Below are 21,964 nucleotides of genomic sequence, written 5' to 3'. Positions count from 1 at the left end.
GTGGTTGAAACGTAGGTTCATGCTGGCGATGTTGCGCGCAACCTACGACATCTCTGTAGGGCCTTGAGTCAATTCTCCGATGTCTCGGAAATGAGTGCGCGGCTGGCATTCTATCCCTTCAGGCGGAGGAAATGGCGGTTGGGCTGTGACAGCCCGCTCACCTGCTGCGCCGGTAGCCGCTCCGGTGGCGATCCACCGTGGACCTACCTACTGGAGCTGCTCCGCAGGGGCTGTCAGACCAGGTGGCGGGTGTACAGGATGCTCCATTCGCAAACCCCGACTAGACACGTTGAGTGTCCTGCTCTCCCGTATGCGAGGGCGGGTGTCCCTCTCCCGTCGCATCTGGTCGTGGTCCACCTCGCTCCCTTTATCCTGTCTTCTCTTTCTCTTTCGTCCTCGCTGATTTCTGATTTTTCAGAATCCCGTGTATGTTCAAAATTGGGGCTGTCATTCATTTTGCGAGTCCTGTGTTGGTGGAAGATTGCCATCCGCGTTCTGTAGGTGTTGGTTGAGGTGTGGGCATCGGGGTGTCGTGCTCGATTCTCCGAGCTCGCCCCTTCCCTTGGTTGTGTGCGGCCCAGCAGTTGTGTGTCGGACTTCTTTGTGTCGGGTGTCGTATTCGGGGGGAGGTGAGAGCTTCATCAGGGGGTCGGGGGTGGGAAGGCGGTGTGCCGGCGGAGTTGGCGGGCGAGGCGGTGGGATGGGTGTCGGTATTACTCACGTGCGCGGGCTTGGGGGCGGAAAGTCCGGAAGCAAGAGCGGCTACATCCGGACGTGCGCCGGACTCGACACGGATCCACGAGGGGGACCGAGATCCGCAGGCGAAGCGGGGCTCGCGCAAGCAGCGGCGGGCACGTCCTGCGCCGCCGCCCGCACAACAGTGGGGCCGAGCTCGCGCCCCCTTGGCGTGCAGCCGCGCAGTGGCCAGCGCATCTCAACCGTGTCATCACCGGAGGCGAACACTCACAAGGGGGGAGGAGATGCCCGTTTTGTCCGAGGATCTTGGTTGGCCCAGGGCCGGTCTGTGGAGGATCTTCGTGGATACGATGGATTCCTTGGTGAATCCGTTTGTGGACTCGGGTGGAGTCGAGCATGGATGTCGTCGGCCCCACAACTCGTGGGCGAGTCACCATGGGGGCCGCCCCACCGCGCGTTTCACCGGTGTGTGGGGCATGCATGGGGCCGCCCTGGGGGTGGCGAATGGGTCGAAGGATTGCGGCGAGTCGCACGCTTGCTTCTCTGAGACGCTCGGTGCTGTTGCCGGATGAGAGTGGGTCGAGTTCACCGAGTGCTCTCTGCCGTTGGTGTGCTTCCCTGCCACACCGCGCTGAAAAGGGCGAGTGCGGCATCGTAGAGCATTCCAGGGCGTGCGGCATAGATACAGGGGGAGACTCGGCCGTGGCGACCGCGCCCGTAGAAGGTCAGGTATGCGCCCTCGTCGGTGGCCACTACGCGGAACAGGTGCGGTAGCTCATACCGACGCAGCTCCACGCTGCTGCGCTCACGGGCGATCGCGTCCACGTATGCCGCATTGGTGCGTACTTGTTCAGCGAGGAGCCCTGTATCCATACCAAGGTCGCCGTCCTGTAGCTCCTTTTCTCGGCGCCCCAGCCAGGAGTCCGGGCTCGGGTCCGCCGTCGGCAGCAGTATGCGTGCTGACTCCAGTCCTTCCCCTGCAACAGACCGAAGCGGCGCGAACGCTTCCCGGGTCAACGCGTTGCCTCGCCCCGCGAGTACGCGGAGCCAACGGGCCCGGCGCAGGTCGCGGGCGAGGTCGGATTCGGCGTCCTGCTGCCGCAGGTAGACCCGGCGAACCCCGAGCCCTGTCCACCGCGACACGAGGACTGTCAACCATCCCCGAGCGCGCCCCGACACCAGCCGCGCGACGATGAACGCAAGGGCACTCGCGGCAAGCGAGCTGGCCACACCCGAGACGAACGGCTCCATGGTCACCCTCCTTTCACTGGTGAGGGCGGCGATTGCCAGCGGCCCTCACAAAGCCCGGGTTCTCAGCGCAGGTACGGAAGGAGTTCGCGTGCGACGTAGGCGGCGTTGCGCGCCGCCAAGTCGTGATGTGTGTGCCCCTTGTGCCGATCAGCACGGTCAGAGATGCCGCGCACCACCACCCATCCGGGATTGCGCGCCGGGTCGACCGAATTCTCCTGCCAGAACTGGCTCAGTCCTCCGGCCTCCATGTCAACCGCGAGGATTTTGTCGTTAAAACCGGTCAGATACTCCCGGATCTCGCTCTCCTCATCGGCGACCACCGCGTATCCAGAGCCGATTGGTGACGGGAATGCGTGAAACGCGCGCTCGCGGAAGTCGTCCGCTTGGCCTTGGAAGGGCGCCGGTTCGCCGTTCACCGTGAAGTAGGCGTTGACCGAATGCACCATTTCGGCAGGGGATTCGCGCTCCTCGCCTCGATGGATCGTGCCGGCAGCGGTCTCCTTGCGCAGGTCGTAGAAGACCACCCGGGTACCGACCACGACATCTCCGATGCCGGGTGCTTCCTCGCCGCGGCCGATGCCGCCGCCGACACCGACCATCATCAGCACCGCCGGGTCGAAGTGGCGGCGCAGGTTCTCGCATGCGGCCATGGCGGACCGCTGTCCCTGGGCACTGGTGCGCGTGGCGACCACGGACAGCGGGCGGTTCCCGGCCTCGATCTTGCCGGTGGCGAAGAACAAGCCGCCGACTTTGCCGGGCACCCACTCCAGGTCGAAGACGTCGTGCACGGCGCGCGCCTCCTCCGAAAGGATGGTGATGATCCCAATGTCCCATCGGGAACCGGAAGCGGTACCGGTCGCGGCGGCTTGGTCCTCGGGAGTCGACGCAGTGGGCGCCGGGCTGTTGTTGATTGCCCCGAAGCCGATGGCGTTGTTCGAGAAGGTGTTGGTGCCGCCGAAGTTGGCGACCCCGCCTATGTTGTACGTTCCGTCATTCTTCATTGTCGGTGTCCGTTCATCGCTTGTGATTCGTTGAATACGTTGGTCGAGAAGCCGTCACTGTGGAGCCGCCTGCTGCGGCTGCACGTTGTTGGCCTGGGCCCCGAGGCCGATAGCGGAATTGGTGAACTCGTTGATCCCGCCGATGTTGACGACGCTGGCGCTGATGATCTGGGTGGCGCGCTGCTGGTAGTCGTCCGTGTCAACGTTCTTGGATTCGAGGAAGTCGCGGGTGGAGTTGAGGAGGTGCTCCTCGATGATCTTCATGTGGTCCAAGATCATGGTCTTGTCGAGCTGGACGTCTCCCCACTCCTCGGCGCACTCCTCGCGGACGGCGGTCTTGGATCCGATGAGGATGCCGAGCCTGGGAATCAGGGTCCGATCGCGCTGCGCCCATAGCGCCCTGACAGCCAGGATCGGCAGCGCCGCCAATCGGTGGATCCGGATGCACTCTTCCGGTAACGCCCGTACGGCGCGCAGGGCTGACAGGATCATCGCGGTGGTGCTGTGCTCGGCGTAGCGGTCGATGCGGTGATACTCGGCCGGTGTACGGGTCAGCGCGCAGGCCGCGAAATCGAGACTGAGTGTGCGCCCTTTGAGGCTCACCCGCAGGAGCACGGTGGTCACCAGTTCCCCGCCGACGGCCGGGACGCTCACCTCCAAGAAGTGGTGTGCCGTGTGGTCGGGGGTGTCGATGATGCGATTGATCTCCGCCTCGGCTTCGCTGCGGTCGAGGAGACCGCGGTCGGCGGACACGTCTGACTCGGAGATAAAGATGCGGTCGCGGACCTCGCCGCGCAGCCGCACGTCATCGGCATCGCGCTTCAACTTGGTCATGGTGTGGCGCAGGTGGTCGATCAACTCGTGCGCTTTGAACGGCGGGACCTCGTACTCGCGTTCCTGCCTGCTCTCATCGCCTTCGGCGGGCCGCAGCATCTGCACGGTCATCGGCGGGTTCCAGTGATGGATGATCTCGCCGGCGCCGATGAAGGGTGAGACTTGACCGAAGGGGTTGAACGGGCGGATCTCGTCCTCGTCTCTGCGGGTCCCATCGCCCCGGCAGTAGACGACGCACGCGTGGTCCTGCTGCTCGGATACCGCCTCCTCGCGTGGGGTCATGCGGGAGGGGCGGAGATCGCCATCGCTGTGCAGTCGGCTGATCCTGAACTGGCGGAGTGCGCCGATGGCCGCAGTCGCCGTGAGGAGCGCGAGGAGGAGATAGGCCGCGAACGCCGTCTCGCTCGGACGAAGGGTCAAGCTGCCAATGAGGACAACCGCCATCGCGGTTCCGGCCTTGACGTAACGCCGGAATCGCAAGGGGGTGCGGCTCCAGAGTCCTGTCACCGAATGATCGAGGAACGGCTTCCGGTGTGCGCGGGGGCGCAGCCATCGCTTCCGCTTCAAGGGTGAAGAGTCGTCGGCCGCTTTGCGCAGGGCCTTCTTTGCGCGGCGGACCTCGAGGTGCACGGTCACGCAGGCGAGCAGCGCCAGACCGACCAACACGGCGCTCCACGTGCGTCCAAGGAAACAGGGCAGGACCACGGCCGCCACTATGGCGGCGTGTCCGCCCGATTCCAGGAGCCGCGCAGTCCACGCATGGCGCATTACCGGTACCAGGTCGAAGTCGTAGGAGGGGGCGATCCGCCGGTGGGAGGCGTTGTGGACCCGGATGACGAGATCGCGGATGGGCCGGTCGGAGTACACACCGGCGCACAGATGTCGGGTGGCCGCCCCGTGAACGGCCGCCGGGGGGATGGGAGCGGAGTAGTGGCTCTGGTCTGGGAGGACGTCGGTCGTACTCATGCTTTCCCGTCAGTTCTTCCGTTAGAGTCAAAGTGACCTTAATTTCCTCGAAGTATTTAAGTCAAGTTGACCTTTAGGGGTTACGATGGATCATGCAGACCGGCCCGACCGTCCCGTCACCTCGGCCTGGGTGACCGTCGATCTCGTGATCTTCACGGTTCGCGACGATGCCCTGCAGGTGTTGCTCGTGGAGCGCGGTAAGGAGCCGTTCCAAGGACGGACCGCGCTTCCCGGGGGATACGTCGGAACCGATGAAGGGTTGGAGCAGGCCGCTCGGAGGGAGCTGTGGGAGGAGACGGGCGTCGACTCTCACGACCTCCACTTGGAGCAGCTAGGCGGCTACGGCACCCCCGGCCGCGATCCACGTGGCCGCGTCGTCACCGTCGCCTACCTGGCCCTCGGGCCGGAGATGCCGGAGCCGGTCGCCGGTACTGATGCTCGCCGAGCGCACTGGACCCCCGTGGAGAAGGCGCTTGATGACGAAGGACGCCACCTGGCGTTCGACCACGCGGTAATCCTGCGGGACGCGCTTGAACGCGCCCGGAAGCAGCTGGAGTACACGACGATCGCATCCGCATTCTGCACCGAGCCATTCACCATCAGCGAGCTGCGGCACGTATACGAGGTGGTGTGGGGCCAGCCACTCGACCCCAGCAACTTCCGGCGCAAGGTACTCAAGGCCGAGAGATTCGTGGTGGCCACGGGACAGCGGACGGCGTCTGTGGCGGGTAGGCCTGCGGCCCTATACCGGCGAGGCGAGAAGAAGCTGCTTGTGCCGGCCCTGCTGCGGGCGGGGGAGGAATGAGCCTGCGACTCCAGGACTGGGCGGCGGGCACAGCAGCGAAGCAGAGCAAGGAGAAGTTGGCAGGGGGGAGTCGTGGGTGCACTCGGAGCTGGTGTTCATCCACGCGGACGGACTGGGCTGCGGCCGAGCTGGGTGAGTGACCTGTTCCAGCGCATCGCCACCGAGGCGGGGCTGCCGCCGATCGGGCTGCACGGACTCCGCCACGGCGCCGCCTCGCTGAGTCTGGCGGCGGGGGTGGATGTGAAGGTGGTCTCGGCCGAGTTCGGCCATTCCACCACTCACTTCACCCAGGACACCTACCAGACCGTCTACCCGGAGGTCGCCCGCGCGGCGGCCGAGGCGACCGCGGCGCTGGTGCCGTTGCGGGGGTGAGGTCCAGCGAGTAATGAGCCCGCCGGGTGCTGATCCTCGGACGCGAAATGGGCATCCGGGGTGGTCGGCGCGGATCGGGTGAAAGGGGCATCGGAATGGTTTGGGTGGGGGCGGGTCACCACGGGCGGTCCGCCCCGCCGGGCGTTTTACCGGCCCGTGGGGGACGCATGGGGCCGTAGCGGGGCGCGGTTGGGCTCCGGTGTGCGTCGGGCCCGTGTGGGGCGGCTGGTGGCGGCGACGAGGTCGACCCCGAGGAGCCTTCCCCTGCGGAAGCGACTGAACCCCGACTGCGGAGCACACATGGAGCACACATCGGCCCTTTTAAGGGTCCGGTTTGTTCCTCGGACCCCGTCTGACCTGGCGCACCTGGCAGGATTCGAACCTGCGACCGTCGGATTAGAAGTCCGATGCTCTATCCACTGAGCTACAGGTGCTCGATTCAATTGTGTCCTGTTGGGGCGGGTGGAGGTGACGTTGTGGGTTGTGGGGGTCTGCTGGGGTGGTCGGGCCCGGGGGGTGGGGGCTGTCGGGGGGTTGTGGGGTGGGGTGACACTCTAGGGTATTCGGCAGATGTCACCCATCGTCGGGCAAAATAATAACAACTACGGACATTCGTAGTTGCGTCTCGTTAGCACGCGGGCTCCACCAAATCGGCTGCTATTGGGCTCCGAGGACACGTTACCCGTGATGAACCGCCTGTGTGGCGTGCGGTCCTGGCGTTTCGTGAAGTTCGTTACGGGACGTCGGATCTCGGGGGGCGGAGCGGGCCGCCTGTGGCAGGGTAGCGGGCCGGTCAGAAGACCCACCATGCACCGACCGAGGTTGCGAGCGCCATGATCATAGTGCCCAAGGGGTCCTCCGCGTTTTCCCGGGTCGTCCTGGTGGACCACCGCCTTTCCGTGTCTCGTCCTTCGCCCTGCTCAGGGCCGTGTGGGTGCTGGTTCGCTAAGGGAATCTAGGCCGTGGTCCCGCGCAGCGCATGCCGACGGCGGCGACATGGTGCAATCGTGGGGAGCCCTGTACGGGGGCGTTACCTTGGACGGCGTGACACCGCCGCACCGACGCCGCTCCGCAGCCGCCACCGCTATCGGGCTCCTTGCCGGGGCCGTCCTGGACCGCGTGGTTCCCGACCCGCGCCGCGGGCACCCGGTCGCGGTCTTCGGCGCCGCCGCCGGCCGTCTCGAGCGGCGGGTGTACGGCCCGTCCCGGGCGAGAGGGGCGGCGTTCGCGTTCCTGGCCGTTGTCCCCGCCGTCGCGCTCGGGGCGCTCGCCGAGCACCGGGCCTCCCCGGGACGGCGCGCCGTTGTCACCGCCGCCGCCACCTGGTCGGTCGTCGGCGGGGCCATGCTCGGCCGTGAGGCCGGGCTGATCGCCGACGCTTTGGAAGAGGGCGACATCGAGGAGGCGCGGCGCCGCCTCCCGCACCTGTGCGGGCGGGATCCACGGGGGTTGGACGAGAAGGGCATCGCCCGCGCCGTGGTCGAGTCCGTTGCGGAGAACACCTCGGACGCGGCGGTCGGCCCGCTCGTCTGGGGCGCGTTGCTGGGGACACCCGGTCTGCTGGGCTATCGGGCCGTCAACACGCTCGACGCGATGGTCGGCCATCGTTCAGCGCGATATGAGGACTTCGGATGGGCGGCGGCGCGGATCGACGACGTCGCCAACTGGGCGCCGGCGCGGACCACCGCCGTGTTGGCGTGCGCTCTCGCCCCGGCGGTCGCGGGAGATCCGGCGCAGGCCCGCCGGATCCTCGCGCGCGACGGCGCCCGCCACCCCAGCCCGAACGCCGGCCACTGCGAGGCGGCTTTCGCCGGGGCACTCGGGCTGCGCTTGGGCGGCGTGAACGTCTACGGGAAGAGGGTCGAGCACCGCCCTGAACTGGGTGAAGGTCCTCTTCCGGAGGTGCACGACATCCGCCGGGCCGTGCGGCTGGCCCGCGCGGTCACGGCCGCAGCCGCCGTGCTGGCCGCCACCGCGGCCGCGGTGCCCGCTGTCGTCGACACCGTCGCAGGGCGCGGGCGGCCGGTCCGGCGCCGGTGAGGGTGGGTGGGTCTGAGGGTGGTGTGGAAGAGCGTGAGGTGGGCTTGAGGGCGAGCGGGCGACCTGTCCGATCCGACGAGGGTTGGTCTGAGGGTGGGCTTGAGGGCGAGCGGGGTGAGTTTGAAGCTGGGACGGCTGTGAGAGCCGAGGGCGTGTGCCGTGTGGCGGCGTTGCTGGTCCCCCTTTCGGAGCGTTCCAGCGTGCCGTTCGGGTGACCGAGGGCCCGACCTCGTGTGCAGGGGGCGCCGGTGAAGGTCCTGTGGTCTTTGTGGTGTGACGGCGGTCGTTATTGCGGTGTTGTGGCCGGGCGCGGCGGTGGGTGGGTCGGCCTCGCCTCGGCAGGTGGGGGATGGGGAGCGAGGGTCGAGGAAGATGAGGGGCCGGGGTGAGGCGGTCGCGATGGCCGGACGGTCCGGGTGTTCCGGGCGGCGATCGGGCGTGAGAATGGCCGGGTGTGATGGTGGGGGAGAGGGAGTGTGATGCGGCGGACGGTGCGTGGGGCGCCGGCGTTGTTGGTCGCCGGGACGACGTCGGATGCGGGTAAGAGCGTCATCACCGCCGGCCTGTGCCGGTGGCTCGCCAGGCAAGGGCTCAAGGTGGCGCCGTTCAAGGCGCAGAACATGTCGCTCAACTCCGTCGTCACCCCTGACGGCGCGGAGATCGGCCGGGCGCAGGCGATGCAGGCCGCCGCCTGCGGGATCGAGCCCAGCGCGGCCATGAACCCCGTCCTCCTCAAGCCCGGCGGCGACCGGCGCAGCCAGGTCGTGGTGCGGGGCCGCGCGATCGGGGAGGCCGACGCACTGACCTACCGCGACTACAAGGAGCGGCTGCGCGGGGTGGCGGCGGAGAGCCTGGCGGAGCTGCGCGCCGAATACGACGTGGTGATCTGCGAGGGTGCGGGTAGCCCCGCGGAGATCAACCTGCGTGCCGGCGACATCGCGAACATGGGGCTCGCCCGCGCAGCGGACCTGCCGGTGCTGGTCGTCGGCGATATCGACCGCGGCGGGGTGTTCGCCGCCATGCACGGGACGCTGGCCTTGTTGGAGCCCGCCGATCAGGCGCTCGTCGCGGGCTTCGTCGTCAACAAGTTCCGCGGCGCCCCCGAACTGCTCGAGCCCGGCTTGGACATGCTCCGCGGGCTCACCGGGCGGCCCGTCTACGGAGTGCTGCCATGGCTCGACGGCCTGTGGCTGGATGTCGAGGACTCGCTCGCCCTCAGCGTGGACCGCGGCCCGATGCGCGCGCCCAAGGGGCCGGATACCTTGCGCGTGGCGGTGGTGCGCACGCCGCGCATCAGCAACTTCACCGACATCGACGCGCTCACTGTGGAGCCCGGTGTCGACGTCCGCTTCGTGACCGCCCCGCACGAGATGGACGACGCCGACCTGGTCATCCTCCCCGGCAGCCGGGCGACAGTGGCCGACCTGACCTGGCTGCGCGAACGGGGCCTGGCCGACGCCGTTGCCCGCCGAGCCCGAGAGGGCCGCCCCGTCCTCGGGATCTGCGGCGGATACCAGATGCTGGCCCGCGACATCCAGGACGACGTGGAGTCGGGCGCCGGCCGGGTGCCCGGCCTGGGCCTGCTTCCGGCCGAGGTGCGGTTCGCGGCGGAGAAGACCCTGGGTCGGCCCGAGGCCGTGGAGTACGGCCACCCGGTCGTCGCCTACGAGATCCACCACGGGGTCATCGAGGTGGATCCGGGCGCCCCCGCGACGGTGCCGTTCCTGGACGGCTGCCGCCGCGGCTCGGTATGGGGGACGACCTGGCACGGGGCCTTGGAGAACAACGAGTTCCGGCGCGCGTTCCTGGCCGATGTGGCCCGGCGGGCGGGCCGGGATTTCGTCCCCGCACCCGCTACCGACTTCGCGGCGGAGCGCGCGGCCCGGCTGGACGCCCTCGGCGATCTCGTCGAAGACCATATGGACACCGGGGCACTGATCCGCCTGCTGGAGGGTGGGGCACCGGAGGGCCTTCCGGTCGTTCCGCCCGCGGGCGTGGCCGGGCTCCTTCCCGCAGGGGTGTCCGGGGCTGGGTGATCGCGGCGCCGTGTGGCTCGGCTGGGCGGAGTGGCTATCTGCGTGTTCGCCTGCCGGGTGGGGTGGTGGAGCCGTCGTTCGCTGGCTTTTTCCCGCGGGGTGGCTGGGGCGGGGGCCTGGTGTGCCGGGTTTCTTTTTGTGGGGCGTATGGCCTGAGTGATCGCGGTGGGGCGTGTTCGGGTGGAGTGGTTCATCCGTGTGTTCGGGTGCCCGGTGGGGTGGTGGAGGCGTGATCGCGGCGCCGTGTGGCTCGGCTGGGCGGAGTGGCTATGTGCGTGTTCGCCTGCCGGGTGGGGTGGTGGAGCCGTCGATCCCCGGCTTCTTTCCGCAGGGGTGGGCGCGGGTGAGGGACCGCGGTGTGGTGGTCCGGGCCGCGTAGGTTCCCCGGGGGTTCGCGTGGTGTTGTCCGGGATGGTGCTGTCGTTGCCGCGCGGGGGTGGTTCCCCGAGTGGTCGTGTGGTGCGGTGGGGCTGTGGACGACGGGGGCGGGGGTGTCGCCGGCCGGATACGGTTGGGGGAGAGCAGCGGTCAGAGGATGCGCGGACCCTGTGTTTCCACCCTGTGGGGTGTGTGATCAGGGGTTCCGGCGACGAGGTGGGGGCCGCGAGTCCGTGCCCGTCGGGCTGTCCCGGCGGGTGATTCCCTTACCTCTGTGGAGGTTCCGGTGACCATCACCGATTCCGCTGTGTCCGCATCGACTGATTCGACCGCCTCCGCCGGACCTCGCGGGTGCCCGGACGCGTCCGAGCCGGTCGGTTCCGGCGGTCAGGGCGACCGCGTCGTCCTCACGCTCGATCCCGTGACGCTGGGAGAGCTCCGGCGTGCCGCTGGGCGGCAGGATCTCGCGTCCTACCTGTGTGTCCTCGCCGGTCGCCATGCCCGGTGGAGTGAGCTGCGCGGGTGGCTGTCGCAGTTGGAGGCGGCCTACGGGCCGTTGCCGCCCGAGGCGCTGGAGCGCGTCCACCGGCAGATGCTGGGGCTGCCGCGGTACGGCAGGGCCGACTCCCCGTCGTTGTCGGTGGTCTTCAGCGCGGAGGAGTTCGCCGCTCTGACCGCCGCCGCGGGCGACCGGCCGCTGGCGCCGTTCGTCCGCGATCTGGTGATCGATCATCTGACCACCTCGGGTGCCGCCGATTCCGGTCGCGGGGGCGCGGGGCCGGGCTGCTGAGCGGTCCGGGCGGTCGTGCGCGCCACGGCCGCCCGGCCCAAGGCGTCCGGGTCCGTGGTCGGTGTCCGGGGGTGGGTAGGGCCCGCGTGTCTGGAACGGGGAGCGTTACGGCCCCCATGTCGGGAGCGGGTTGCGATACGGACCCCCGTGTCGGGAGCGGGCTCCGATGCGGTCCCCCGTGTCGTCAGCGGGTTGCGATGCGGCCCGTGTGTCCGGGCAGCGCTACATCGCGGCGAGGCTGCGGGCGTAGTTGACCTGCTGCATCACCTGGTGGGCGGTGGCGGGGCCGTGGGCCGGGATCATCGTGGAGTGGAACACGCCGTTGCCCTGCACGGTCACCTGGACGTGGCCCGACACCCGGCGCTCCTTGATCAGCAGGAACAGCAGGCCCAGCAGGCAGAACCAGAAGAAGAGGATGGCGATCACCACGGCGTAGGCGGGGATCCCCTCGGAAACGGTCGTCATGTCGGTGACCGTCCACGTGCTCCCCCTGATCGGGAATCTGCCCGCGGGGGTGATGACCTCGGTCTGGGTGATGGTGATGTCGCCGATGGTGGCCAGGGGCGGCTGGCCACCGGCCGGTGCCGGCATCGCCTGCCAGCCGCCGGTCTGCGGTGTCTGCCCGTAGGGGGCCAACTCCCCGTAGCCGGGCGTGCCCGGCTGCGCGTAAGGGTCGGCGCCGGGCCCATAAGGGTGTTCCTCGCCCGGGCCGGGCTGTTGGGGGTAGTGGGTCATGCTGGGATTGTGTCAAACCCCGGGAGGTGATCGCACCGGACGGGGAACCAGCGGGGAGGCGGTTCGGCACCTTCTGCGAGGATGGTCGCCGACGGCGTGACGGAACGCGGTGCGAATCCGCGGCTGTCCCGCAACTGTAAGGGGGGAGCCCGCCTCGAACGACGCCACTGCCGGAGGGTCCGGTGGGAAGGCCGAGGCGGGTGGCGATCCCCGAGCCAGGAGACGCCGCGCCGTCGTGATACCTGTCCGGTCGCGGGGCGAGGACCCCGCACTCTGTGAAGAGGGACTCGCGTGGCCGCCACCATTCTGCTGCTGTCAACGGCCGATACCGATCTGCTCGCGGCCGGTGCCGCCCGAGCCGGCTTCCGTACCGCCAACCCCGCCCGCACCACCCCCGACGACCTTCCCGCGCTGCTCGACGGTGCCGACATCGTCGTGGTCCGGCTGCTGGGCGGCTCCGACGCCTGGCCCGACGGGATCGAGGCCCTGCGGGCCGGCGGGATCCCGCTGGTGGCGCTCGGCGGCGAGGCCACCGCCGACCCCGGGCTGATGGCGCTGTCCACGGTCCCCCCGGGCGTGGCCACCGACGCCCACGCCTACCTGCGCGAAGGCGGTGTCGCCAACCTCCGCCAGCTGAGCCGGTTCCTCTCCGACACCGTCCTGCTCACCGGCGAGGGCTTCGAGCCGCCCGCGACCATGCCCGAGTTCGGGGTGCACGAGCGCCCCGCGTCCGTCCCCGGTCCCGGCGGCCGTCCGACCGTGGCCGTGGTGTTCTACCGCGCCCACGAGCTCTCGGGCAACACCGCCTTCATCGACGTGCTGTGCGACGCGATCGAGGCCGCCGGGGGCCTGCCCCTGCCCGTGTTCTCCGGCTCGCTGCGGGGCCTGTCGCCCGAGACCGCGCCGGAGCTGTTCGCGCTGCTCGGCCGGGCCGACGCCATCGTCACGACCGTGCTCGCCGCCGGCGGCTCGGTGGCGGCCGACGCCAGCGGGGGCGGCGACGAGGACGCGTGGGACGCCGGGGCGCTCGCCCGGCTCGACGTCCCGATCATCCAGGGGCTCGTGCTCACCTCGGGACGCGAACAATGGCGCTCCTCCGGTGCGGCGCTCACCCCCATGGACGCCGGCATGCAGGTCGCCATCCCCGAGTTCGACGGCCGGCTGATCACCGTGCCGTTCTCCTTCAAGGAGATCGGCGGCGACACCGACTCCGGCCTGCCGCTGTACGCGGCCGATCCCGAGCGTGCCGCGCGCGTCGCGGGCATCGCGGTGCGCCACGCGCGCCTGCGCGCCCTGCCCGCGGGCGAGCGCCGCCTGGCCGTGGTGCTGTCGTCCTACCCCACCAAGCACTCCCGGGTGGGCAACGCGGTCGGCCTCGACACCCCCGCCTCGGCCGTCCGGCTGTTCCGCGACCTCGTCGCCCGCGGCTACGACCTCGGCGCCGACGACACCCTATGGCGGGTGCCCGGCCCCGGCGAGGACCGGCGCGAGGACGACGGCGACCCGCTCATCCACGCGCTCATCGCCGCCGGCGGACACGACACCGAATGGCTCAGCGAGGACCAGCTCGCCGCCGCCACCGCCCGGGTGCCGCTCGACGACTACCGCCTCTGGTTCGACGCCCTGCCGGCACGGCTCCGCGACTCCATCACCGCCCACTGGGGCGAGCCGCCCGGCGAACTCTACGTCGACGACTCCGGCGACCGCCCCGAGATCGTGCTCGCGTCGCTGCGCTTCGGCAACGTCGTCCTGATGATCCAGCCGCCGCGCGGCTTCGGCGAGAACCCGATCGCGATCTACCACGACCCCGACCTGCCGCCCTCCCACCACTACCTCGCGGCCTACCGGTGGCTGGAGGCGCCGCGCGACGCCGGCGGGTTCGGCGCCGACGCCGTGGTGCACCTCGGCAAGCACGGCACGCTGGAGTGGCTCCCCGGCAAGGGCCTGGGCCTGGCCGCCGACGACGCCCCCGATGCGGTGCTCGGCGACCTGCCGCTGGTCTACCCCTTCATCGTCAACGACCCCGGCGAGGGCACCCAGGCCAAGCGCCGCGCGCACGCCACGATCGTCGACCACCTGGTGCCGCCCATGGCGCGCGCCGACACCTACGGCGACATCGCGCGGCTCGAACAGCTCCTCGACGAATACGCCCTGGTCAGCGACCTCGACCCGGATAAGGCGCCCACGCTGCGCGCGCAGATCTGGACCCTCATCAAGGCCGCCGAGCTCCACCACGACCTGCACCGGGAGGAGATGCCGGGCGACGAGGAGTTCGACGACTTCGTCATGCACGTCGACGGCTACCTGTGCGAGATCAAGGACGTGCAGATCCGCGACGGCCTGCACACCCTGGGCGTCGCCCCCGAGGGCGAGGCGCGGGTGAACCTGGTGCTCGCTGTGGTGCGCGCCGCTCAGGTGTGGGCCGGGCGCGCCGGGGCGCTGCCCGGGCTGCGCGCGGCGCTGGCCGAGGCGTTCGGCCTGCGGGAGAGCGACCTGCTCGCCGACCCGGGCGCGCGCATCGAGGTCCCGGGGGAGCTGACGGCCCTGGTCGACGGCCCGGCGCGAAGTGCGTCCGACGCCGTCGACCTCATCGAAGGGCTGGCGCGGCGCCTGGTCGAGGCCATGGACGCCCGGGGCTGGCCTGTGGGCGGGGCCGGCGCGGTGGTCGCCGAGGTGGTGGGCTCCGACCTGCCCGATGCGTGCGCGGTGCTGGACTTCGCCGCCCGCGAGGTGGTGCCGCGGCTGGCCGCCACGGGCGGTGAACTCGATGCCGTGCTGCACGCGCTCGACGGTGGCCACGTCCCCGCCGGGCCCTCGGGCTCGCCGACGCGCGGCCTGGTCAACGTGCTGCCCACCGGCCGCAACTTCTACTCCGTCGACCCCAAGGCCGTCCCGTCCCGCAACTCCTGGGAGGTCGGCCAGGCCCTCGCGGATTCGCTGATCCGCCGGCACCTCGACGACACCGGCGACTACCCCCGGTCGGTGGGCCTCACGGTGTGGGGCACCGCGGCCATGCGCACCCAGGGCGACGACGTCGCCGAGGTGCTCGCCCTCCTGGGAACCCGCCCCACCTGGGACGACGCGTCGCGCCGGGTCACCGGGTTCGAGATCGTGCCCGCGGAGGAGCTGGGCCGGCCGCGTATCGACGTCACCCTGCGGATCTCCGGCTTCTTCCGCGACGCGTTCCCGCACGTCATCGGGTTGCTCGACGACGCGGTGCGGGCGGTGGCCGGGCTGGAGGAGCCGCCGGAGCTGAACTACCCGCGCGCGCACGCCCTGGCCGACCACGCCGGCCATGGCGACTGGCGGCGCGCCACCACCCGGATCTTCGGGTCCAAGCCGGGCGCCTACGGCGCCGGCCTGCTGCCGCTGATCGACTCCCGCAACTGGCGCGACGACGCCGACCTCGCCGAGGTGTACGCGGTGTGGGGCGGCTACGCCTACGGCCGGGGCCTCGACGGCCGCGACGCCCGCCCCGACATGGAGGCGTCGTTCCGGCGGATCTCGGTCGCGGCGAAGAACCAGGACACCCGCGAGCACGACATCGTCGACTCCGACGACTACTTCCAGTACCACGGCGGCATGGTCGCGATGGTCCGCCGCCTCACGGGCAGCGACCCCGCCGCCTACGTCGGCGATTCCGCGGTGCCCGACCAGGTGCGCACCCGCACCTTGGGCGAGGAGACGCGGCGGGTGTTCCGCGCGCGGGTGGTCAACCCCCGCTGGATCGCCGCCATGCGCCGGCACGGCTACAAGGGCGCCTTCGAGTTGGCCGCGACGGTCGACTACCTGTTCGGCTACGACGCCACGGCCGGCGTGGTCGATGACTGGATGTACCAGAAGCTCGCCGAGAGCTATGTCTTCGACCCCGAGAACCGGGCGTTCCTGCGCGAATCCAACCCGTGGGCGCTGCGGGGCATGGCCGAGCGCCTCTTGGAGGCCGCCGACCGCAAGCTGTGGGAGCGCCCCGACCCGGAGGTCCTCGAGCGGTTGCGGGCCACCTACCTGGAGCTCGAAGGCGAACTGGAGGACGAGGGCTGACCCATGGGGGCGGCGGCCCGGGACGCCTGGCCGGATCCGGCCACGCCTTCCGCTTGTGCCGCCGCCCGCCGCCGGTGTCGCCGAGCGTGCGCTCGGTGTTACCGCTGGTAGTGCGCTGTGCTGCTGCCGCACGGGGGGCGCGGCGCACCGGGCCCGCCGTGCGGCGGTGAATGTGAATCTCTTTCGCGAACGGCGCGCGCATGCGTAACCTGCCGCCGACCCCGCGCGAACGAGGTACGCCATGATGCTCCCCCGTGCCCGATACCGCGCCGCCGCAGCGGCGACGGCCTTCACGACCCTGCTGACCGTGGCCGCGGCCGGCCCCGCGGCGGCCGGCGACCACCCCGCAACCGCCGAGCTGATGGCCGCCGTCGAGGACTACTGCGCCGGCGGAACCTGCCGCGACATCCTCACCCCCGGCCAGAACGGCAACGCCACCCTCATCGAGATCCTCGGCAACCAGCTCTTCGGAACACGCCCCGAGCACTCCGACACCCAGATCGAGGCCTACGACGACCTGCTCCACGACTACGAGGGCCTGACCCCCCAGAACCTCGGCGACTACTACCTCGACTCCGCCTTCGGGGTGGCCCCCGAGGACATCGGCGAGGAGTACCGGCCGCGCGACGACGTCACCATCGTCCGCGACGACGAGCACGGCATCCCCCACATCTACGGCAGCACCCGCGAGGGCACCATGTTCGGCGCCGGCTACGCCGCCGCCGAGGACCGCCTCTTCCTCATGGACGTCCTGCGCAACCTGGGCCGCGGCCAGGTCACCCCGTTCGCCGGGGGAGCCGAGAGCAACCGCGTCCTCGAACAGAGCCTCTGGCGCGGCGCCCCCTACACCGAGGAGGACAAGCAGGCCCAGATCGACCGGGTCGCCTCCGGCGGCGAGCGGGGCGCCCAGGCGCTCGCCGACGTCGACGCCTACCTGGAGGGGATCAACGCCTACATCGAGGTCTCCCAGGAGCGCCGCGACTACCCCGGTGAATACGTCCTGGCCGGGCACAAGGACGCCCTGACCCAGGCAGGGGAGATCGAGGAGTTCGGCCGCACCGACGTCGTGGGCATCGCGTCGATGGTGGGCCTGCTGTTCGGCGGTGGCGGCGGGGGAGAGGTCCAGTCCGCCCTGCTGCGCGCGTCCTTCGTCGCCGAGTACGGCGAGGAGGAGGGCGACGCGCTATGGCGGTCCTGGCGTATGGAGAACGACCCCGAGGCCGTCACCACGGTTCCCGGCGAATTCCCCTACACCGCGACCCCGGAGGACCCGGTCGGCGAGGCGCGGCCCGACCCCGGATCGGTCGTCCCCTACGACATCGTCCACGACGAGACGGGGTCGGCGCGCGGCGGCGACCCCGCGGCGGCCCCGGCGGACGCCCGCGACGAGCCCGGCGCGACCCCCGGCACGATCGACGACCTGCCCGACGCCGACCGCGCGGAGCTGGAGCGACTGGCCGCCCTCGGCGACACCTCGGCCGCCGAGGGCGTCTTCAACGACGGCGTGCTGCCCGCCGACTTCCTCGACGGCGAGACCGGCATGTCCAACGCCCTCCTGGTGGCGGGCGAGCACACCGAGAGCGGCAATCCGGTGGCCGTCATGGGCCCGCAGACGGGCTACTTCTCCCCGCAGCTGCTCATGGTCCAGGAGCTCCAGGGCCCCGGGATCAGCGCGCGGGGCGCCTCGTTCCCCGGCGTGAGCTTCTACGTGCAGATGGGCCGCGGCGCCGACTACGCCTGGAGCGCCACATCGGCCAACCAGGACATCACCGACACCTTCGCCCTTGAGCTCTGCGAGCCCGACGGCTCCGCGCCCGACACCGGCTCGCGCGGCTACCTCGACGACGGCGAGTGCGTCGCCTTCGAGGAGCTCAGCGTGCACAACGAGTGGTCCCCGACGGTCGCCGACCAGACGCCCGCCGGCTCCTACACCCTGACGTCGCTGCGCTCGCCCTATGGCCTGATCGACTCCTTCGGCACGGTCGACGGCACCCCCGTCGCCTTCGCCACCCGCCGCTCCACCTACATGCGCGAGGTCGACTCGATCATCGGCTTCCAGAAGTTCAACGACCCCGGCGCGATCACCTCGGCCGCCGCCTTCCAGCAGGCCGCCATGGACATCGGCTACGCCTTCAACTGGCACTACGCCGACGACGAGGACATCGCGTTCATCAACTCCGGCGCCAACCCCGTGCGCACGGAGGGCACCAACCCCAACATGCCCATCGACGCCGCCTCGGCCGCGGGGTGGTCGGGCTGGGACCCCGCCACCAACGGAGCCGACTACACCCCCCTGGAGGACCACCCGAACTCGGTCAACGACGACTACTACGTCAACTGGAACAACAAGCCCGCCGCCGGGTACACCTCCGGCTACGCGACCGGGTCGGTGCACCGCGGCGACCTGCTGGACGGCCGCGTCTCGGCGCTCATCGACGAGGGCCACGCGTTCACCACCGCCTCACTCGCCCAGGTCATGGCCGAAGCGGGCAGCACCGACCTGCGCGGCGAACAGGTCCTGCCCCGGCTCCTGCGGGTGCTCGACAGCGGCCCGGTCGACGACCCCGAGACCGCAGCGGCGGCCGACGCGCTGCGCGACTGGCTGGCGGACGGCGCCCCGCGCCGCGAGCCCGAGAAGGGCGCCGGCGAGTACGCGCACGCCGACGCCGTCCGCATCATGGACGCCTGGTGGCCGCTGCTGGTCCGCGCCCAGTTCGAACCCGGGCTCGGCGGCGACCTCTACACCGAGCTGAGCACCGCCGTGCAGGTCGACGAGTCGCCCTCGGGCGGCATCGGGGGCGGCGACCCCGGCAGCATCAACCAGGGCCAGCCGCACCGCGGATCGGCGTTCCAGTACGGGTGGTGGTCCTATGTGGACAAGGACCTGAGGGCCGTGCTCGGCGAGGAGGTCGACGGCCCGCTGGGCGCCGCCTACTGCGGCGGGGGCGATCTCGACGCCTGCCGCACGGTGCTGGCGGACTCCCTGGGCGAGGCGGCGGCCGTTCCGGCCGACGAGGTCTACCCCGGCGACGACGAGTGCGACGCCGGCGACCAGGTCTGCGCCGACTCCATCGTCCACTCCCCGCTGGGCGGCATCAACCTCCAGCGCGTGGCCTGGCAGAACCGGCCGACCTTCCAGGTGGCCGTGCAGTTCACCGAGGGCCGCGGCTGACCAAGCCGCACCCCGGGGTTCCGCCCGCGGCGGCGCCGGCCCGCACGGGCCGGCCCCGCCCTGCGGTGCCGTGTATCACCCCCGCATCCTTGGGGGCGAATTGTGTGCTTTCTCACCGTCTGCTGGGTAGGTTGGACATAGCCGCCACCTGAGGGGAGGCCGGTACCACATGCCGATCTGGGTCCTCTGGCTGATCGCCGCCGTCGCCTTGGGCGCGGCCGAGGTGTTCACCCTGACGCTCGCCCTCGGCCTGCTCGCCGTCGCCGCGCTCGTCGCGGGCATCACCGGCGCGCTGGGCTTGGGGGTCGCCGTGCAGGTGGCCGCGTTCGCGGTCACCGCGGTCGCCGGCCTCGCGGTCGTGCGGCCGATCGCCCGCCGCCACCTGCGGCAGCCGCCGCGGCTGCGCTCGGGCACCGAAGCGCTCGTGGGCCGGTCCGCGGTGGTCCTGGAGGAGGTGACGGCCGAGCACGGCCGGATCAGGCTCGTGGGCGAGGAGTGGTCGGCCCGCTCACTCGACGAGGACCAGGTGATCCCGGCGGGCATCCGCGTGGACGTCCTGGAGATCGACGGCGCCACGGCCGTCGTCTACCCGAGGGAGGCCCTTCCGTAAGGGCCGTGCGCCCGACCCCGTCCCAACACACCCGACCGACTTGGCAGGCAGCCGACCATGGGCATCAACATCCTGTTCCTCGTACTCGCGGTCCTCGTCGTCCTCGTGGTCCTGACCACGGTGCGCATCGTGCCGCAGGCCCGCGCCTACAACATCGAGCGGTTCGGCCGCTACATGCGGACGCTCCAGCCCGGGCTGAACTTCATCATCCCGGGGGTCGACCGGGTCAACACCAAGTTCGACATGCGCGAACAGGTGTTCACCTCGCGTCCGCAGCCGGTGATCACCGAGGACAACCTCGTCGTCAACATCGACACCGTTCTCTACTACCAGGTCACCGATCCGCGGGCCGCCGCCTACGAGGTCGCCAACTACCTCCAGGCCATCGACCAGCTCACCGTGACGACGCTGCGCAACGTCATCGGCGGCATGGACCTGGAGCGGACGCTGACCTCGCGCGAGGAGATCAACACGCGGCTGCGGGGCGTCCTCGACGACGCCACCGGCAAGTGGGGCATCCGGGTCAACCGCGTGGAGATCAAGGCCATCGACCCGCCGCCCACCATCAAGGAGGCGATGGAGAAGCAGATGCGCGCCGAGCGCGACAAGCGCGCCGTCATCCTGCACGCCGAGGGCGAGCGGCAGTCCCGGATCCTCACGGCCGAGGGGGCTCGCCAGCAGGCGATCCTGGAGGCCCAGGGCGACCAGCAGGCGCGCATCCTGCGCGCCGACGGCGAGGCCAAGGCGATCGAGCGGGTCTTCCAGGCGGTGCACGCCAACAACGCCGACCCCAAGGTGCTCGCCTACAAGTACCTGGAGACCCTGCCCGAGCTGGCCGGCGGGGAGGGCAACACGTTCTGGGTGATCCCCGGCGAGCTCACCCAGGCGGTGCAGAACATCAGCAAGGCGTTCGCCGAGGACAAGGGCGGCACGGGAGAAGGCGGGCAGCAGGGGGCACCGGCGGAGGGCGCCGATGAAGAGGGGCCCCGGGAGCTCACCCCCGGCGACCCGCTGGCGGGGCACAGCGCGGCCCGCGCCGCCGACGAAGCGGCCGAACTCGCCGCCGAGGCGGTGGCCGACGCCCGCAAGGAGGCCGACGCCGCTGCCGCCGCCCCGACCCGGAACAACGGCCAGAGCGGGGAGGACGCGTAGCCGCGCCGGCTCCCCGCCGCTCCGGCCGTCGCGGGGGCCGCCCCGCTCAGACGAGCAGCAGCAGCTTCCCGGTGGTGCGGCGCGACGCCAGGTCCTCGTGGGCGCGCGCCGCGTCGGCCAGCGGGTAGCGGCCGCCGATCCGCACGTCCAGCCCGCCCGAGGCCACGAGCCCGAGGACGTCGGAGGCGCGCTCCAGCAGCTCCGCGCGGTCGGCGATGTAGTGGGTCAGCATCGGGCGGGTCAGGTACACCGATCCCGCGCTGTTCAGCCGCTGCGGGTCCACCGGCGCGACCTTGCCGCTGGACTGGCCGAACAGGGCGAGGGTGCCGCGGAGGCGCAGGCTGTCCAGGCTGGCGTCGAACGTCGCGGCGCCCACGCCGTCGTAGACCGCGGCGGCGCCGGTGCCGCCGGTCAGCGCGCGCACGGCCGCGGCGATGTCGGGGCCCTCGGGGTCGTTCCCGGATCCGTAGCGGATGACCTCGTCGGCGCCCGCCTCGCGCGCCAGCTCCTCCTTGGCCGCGGTCGAGACCGTGCCGATGACGTGCGCCCCGCGCGCCTTGGCGAGCTGCACCAGTAGCAGGCCCGTTCCGCCGGCCGCCGCGTGCACCACGACCGTGTCGCCCGACTGCACCGGGTAGGTGGAGTGCGTCAGGTAATGCGCGGTGAGGCCCTGGAGCAGCACGGCCGCCGCCTGCTCGGTGGTCACGCCGTCGGGCACCGGGACGGTCCTGTCGGCGGGCACCACCGCGCGCTCGGCGTAGGCGCCGGGGACCATGACCCAGGCGACGCGGTCGCCGATGGCGACGCCGGTCACGCCCTCGCCCACCGCGGCCACGGTGCCGGCGGCCTCCACACCGGGGGTGAACGGCGTGGGCACCGGATAGGCGCCGCTGCGCTGGTAGACGTCGATGAAGTTGACGCCGGCCGCTTCGACGGCGACGGCCACCTCGCCGGGGCCGGGTCTGGGGGCGTCGGCCTCGGCCTCCCGCATGACCTCGGGGCCGCCCTGCTCCTCGATGACGATGGCGCGCATGTGGAACCTCTCCGTCGGCAACTGGTGATCGGCGCGGCCCGGGGACCCGCCG

Annotated in this window: 13 protein-coding genes, 1 tRNA gene, 1 pseudogene and 1 riboswitch; of the genes and pseudogenes, 9 read left to right on the top strand and 6 right to left on the bottom strand. The window is 70.9% G+C overall.

The window, feature by feature from the left end:
- Window positions 1–1,281: 1,281 nt before the first annotated feature.
- The 3 genes from ACFO4E_RS05550 to ACFO4E_RS05540 all read right to left on the bottom strand — a co-directional run bounded on the left by ACFO4E_RS05550 (window position 1,282) and on the right by ACFO4E_RS05540 (window position 4,748).
- Entirely contained in the window at window positions 1,282–1,947 is a 666-nt protein-coding gene (locus ACFO4E_RS05550) for a hypothetical protein (protein WP_378571918.1), read from the bottom strand.
- 62 nt (window positions 1,948–2,009) lie between these two features.
- A complete protein-coding gene (locus ACFO4E_RS05545) occupies window positions 2,010–2,948 on the bottom strand; it encodes a 5'-methylthioadenosine/S-adenosylhomocysteine nucleosidase family protein (RefSeq protein WP_378571917.1) in 939 nt (312 codons plus the stop codon).
- A gap of 54 nt (window positions 2,949–3,002) precedes the next feature.
- Window positions 3,003–4,748, bottom strand: coding sequence for a hypothetical protein (locus ACFO4E_RS05540; protein WP_378571916.1), 1,746 nt, complete (start codon window positions 4,746–4,748; stop codon window positions 3,003–3,005).
- Between the two features lie 85 nt (window positions 4,749–4,833).
- Here ACFO4E_RS05540 and ACFO4E_RS05535 point away from each other — a divergent pair, with 85 nt between their 5' ends.
- Window positions 4,834–5,553, top strand: coding sequence for an NUDIX hydrolase (locus tag ACFO4E_RS05535; RefSeq protein ID WP_378571915.1), 720 nt, complete (start codon window positions 4,834–4,836; stop codon window positions 5,551–5,553).
- Between the two features lie 79 nt (window positions 5,554–5,632).
- Window positions 5,633–5,925: pseudogene (locus tag ACFO4E_RS05530) on the top strand (tyrosine-type recombinase/integrase); the annotation flags it as partial.
- Between the two features lie 358 nt (window positions 5,926–6,283).
- Here ACFO4E_RS05530 and ACFO4E_RS05525 read toward each other — a convergent pair.
- A tRNA-Arg gene (locus ACFO4E_RS05525) sits at window positions 6,284–6,359 on the bottom strand.
- A gap of 610 nt (window positions 6,360–6,969) precedes the next feature.
- Between ACFO4E_RS05525 and ACFO4E_RS05520 the strand changes: the two genes are divergently transcribed.
- The 3 genes from ACFO4E_RS05520 (at window position 6,970) to ACFO4E_RS05510 (ending at window position 11,169) form a co-directional block, all read left to right on the top strand.
- Window positions 6,970–7,965 (top strand): cobalamin biosynthesis protein, encoded by a 996-nt coding sequence (locus ACFO4E_RS05520; protein ID WP_378571914.1) that lies wholly within the window; start codon window positions 6,970–6,972, stop codon window positions 7,963–7,965.
- Between the two features lie 479 nt (window positions 7,966–8,444).
- Window positions 8,445–10,001, top strand: a complete 1,557-nt coding sequence (locus tag ACFO4E_RS05515; protein ID WP_378571913.1) for a cobyric acid synthase — start codon at window positions 8,445–8,447, stop codon at window positions 9,999–10,001.
- Between the two features lie 799 nt (window positions 10,002–10,800).
- Entirely contained in the window at window positions 10,801–11,169 is a 369-nt protein-coding gene (locus ACFO4E_RS05510) for a hypothetical protein (protein WP_378571912.1), read from the top strand.
- A gap of 222 nt (window positions 11,170–11,391) precedes the next feature.
- Here the strand turns inward: ACFO4E_RS05510 and ACFO4E_RS05505 are convergent, their stop codons facing one another.
- On the bottom strand, window positions 11,392–11,904 hold the full coding sequence (locus tag ACFO4E_RS05505; protein WP_378571911.1) for a hypothetical protein: 513 nt from the start codon (window positions 11,902–11,904) through the stop codon (window positions 11,392–11,394).
- A 67-nt stretch (window positions 11,905–11,971) separates the two neighbouring features.
- Window positions 11,972–12,148: riboswitch (cobalamin riboswitch) on the top strand.
- A gap of 47 nt (window positions 12,149–12,195) precedes the next feature.
- On the opposite strand from ACFO4E_RS05505, the gene cobN reads away from it, so the two are divergent.
- The 4 genes from cobN to ACFO4E_RS05485 all read left to right on the top strand — a co-directional run bounded on the left by cobN (window position 12,196) and on the right by ACFO4E_RS05485 (window position 20,879).
- Window positions 12,196–15,945 carry a cobaltochelatase subunit CobN gene (gene cobN, locus ACFO4E_RS05500; RefSeq protein ID WP_378571910.1) on the top strand — a complete coding sequence of 1,250 codons (3,750 nt, stop codon included), beginning with the start codon at window positions 12,196–12,198 and terminating at the stop codon, window positions 15,943–15,945.
- 244 nt (window positions 15,946–16,189) lie between these two features.
- On the top strand, window positions 16,190–19,117 hold the full coding sequence (locus tag ACFO4E_RS05495; RefSeq protein ID WP_378571972.1) for a penicillin acylase family protein: 2,928 nt from the start codon (window positions 16,190–16,192) through the stop codon (window positions 19,115–19,117).
- A 169-nt stretch (window positions 19,118–19,286) separates the two neighbouring features.
- Window positions 19,287–19,727, top strand: a complete 441-nt coding sequence (locus tag ACFO4E_RS05490) for an NfeD family protein (RefSeq protein WP_378571909.1) — start codon at window positions 19,287–19,289, stop codon at window positions 19,725–19,727.
- A 57-nt stretch (window positions 19,728–19,784) separates the two neighbouring features.
- Window positions 19,785–20,879 (top strand): SPFH domain-containing protein, encoded by a 1,095-nt coding sequence (locus ACFO4E_RS05485; RefSeq protein WP_378571908.1) that lies wholly within the window; start codon window positions 19,785–19,787, stop codon window positions 20,877–20,879.
- A gap of 46 nt (window positions 20,880–20,925) precedes the next feature.
- Here ACFO4E_RS05485 and ACFO4E_RS05480 read toward each other — a convergent pair whose 3' ends face one another.
- Window positions 20,926–21,912 (bottom strand): quinone oxidoreductase family protein, encoded by a 987-nt coding sequence (locus ACFO4E_RS05480; protein WP_378571907.1) that lies wholly within the window; start codon window positions 21,910–21,912, stop codon window positions 20,926–20,928.
- Window positions 21,913–21,964: the final 52 nt, after the last annotated feature.

Origin of the sequence: Nocardiopsis mangrovi (assembly GCF_042653925.1) — a bacterium.
Classification (GTDB): domain Bacteria; phylum Actinomycetota; class Actinomycetes; order Streptosporangiales; family Streptosporangiaceae; genus Nocardiopsis_B; species Nocardiopsis_B mangrovi.
This window is presented reverse-complemented; position numbering and strand designations above follow the sequence as displayed.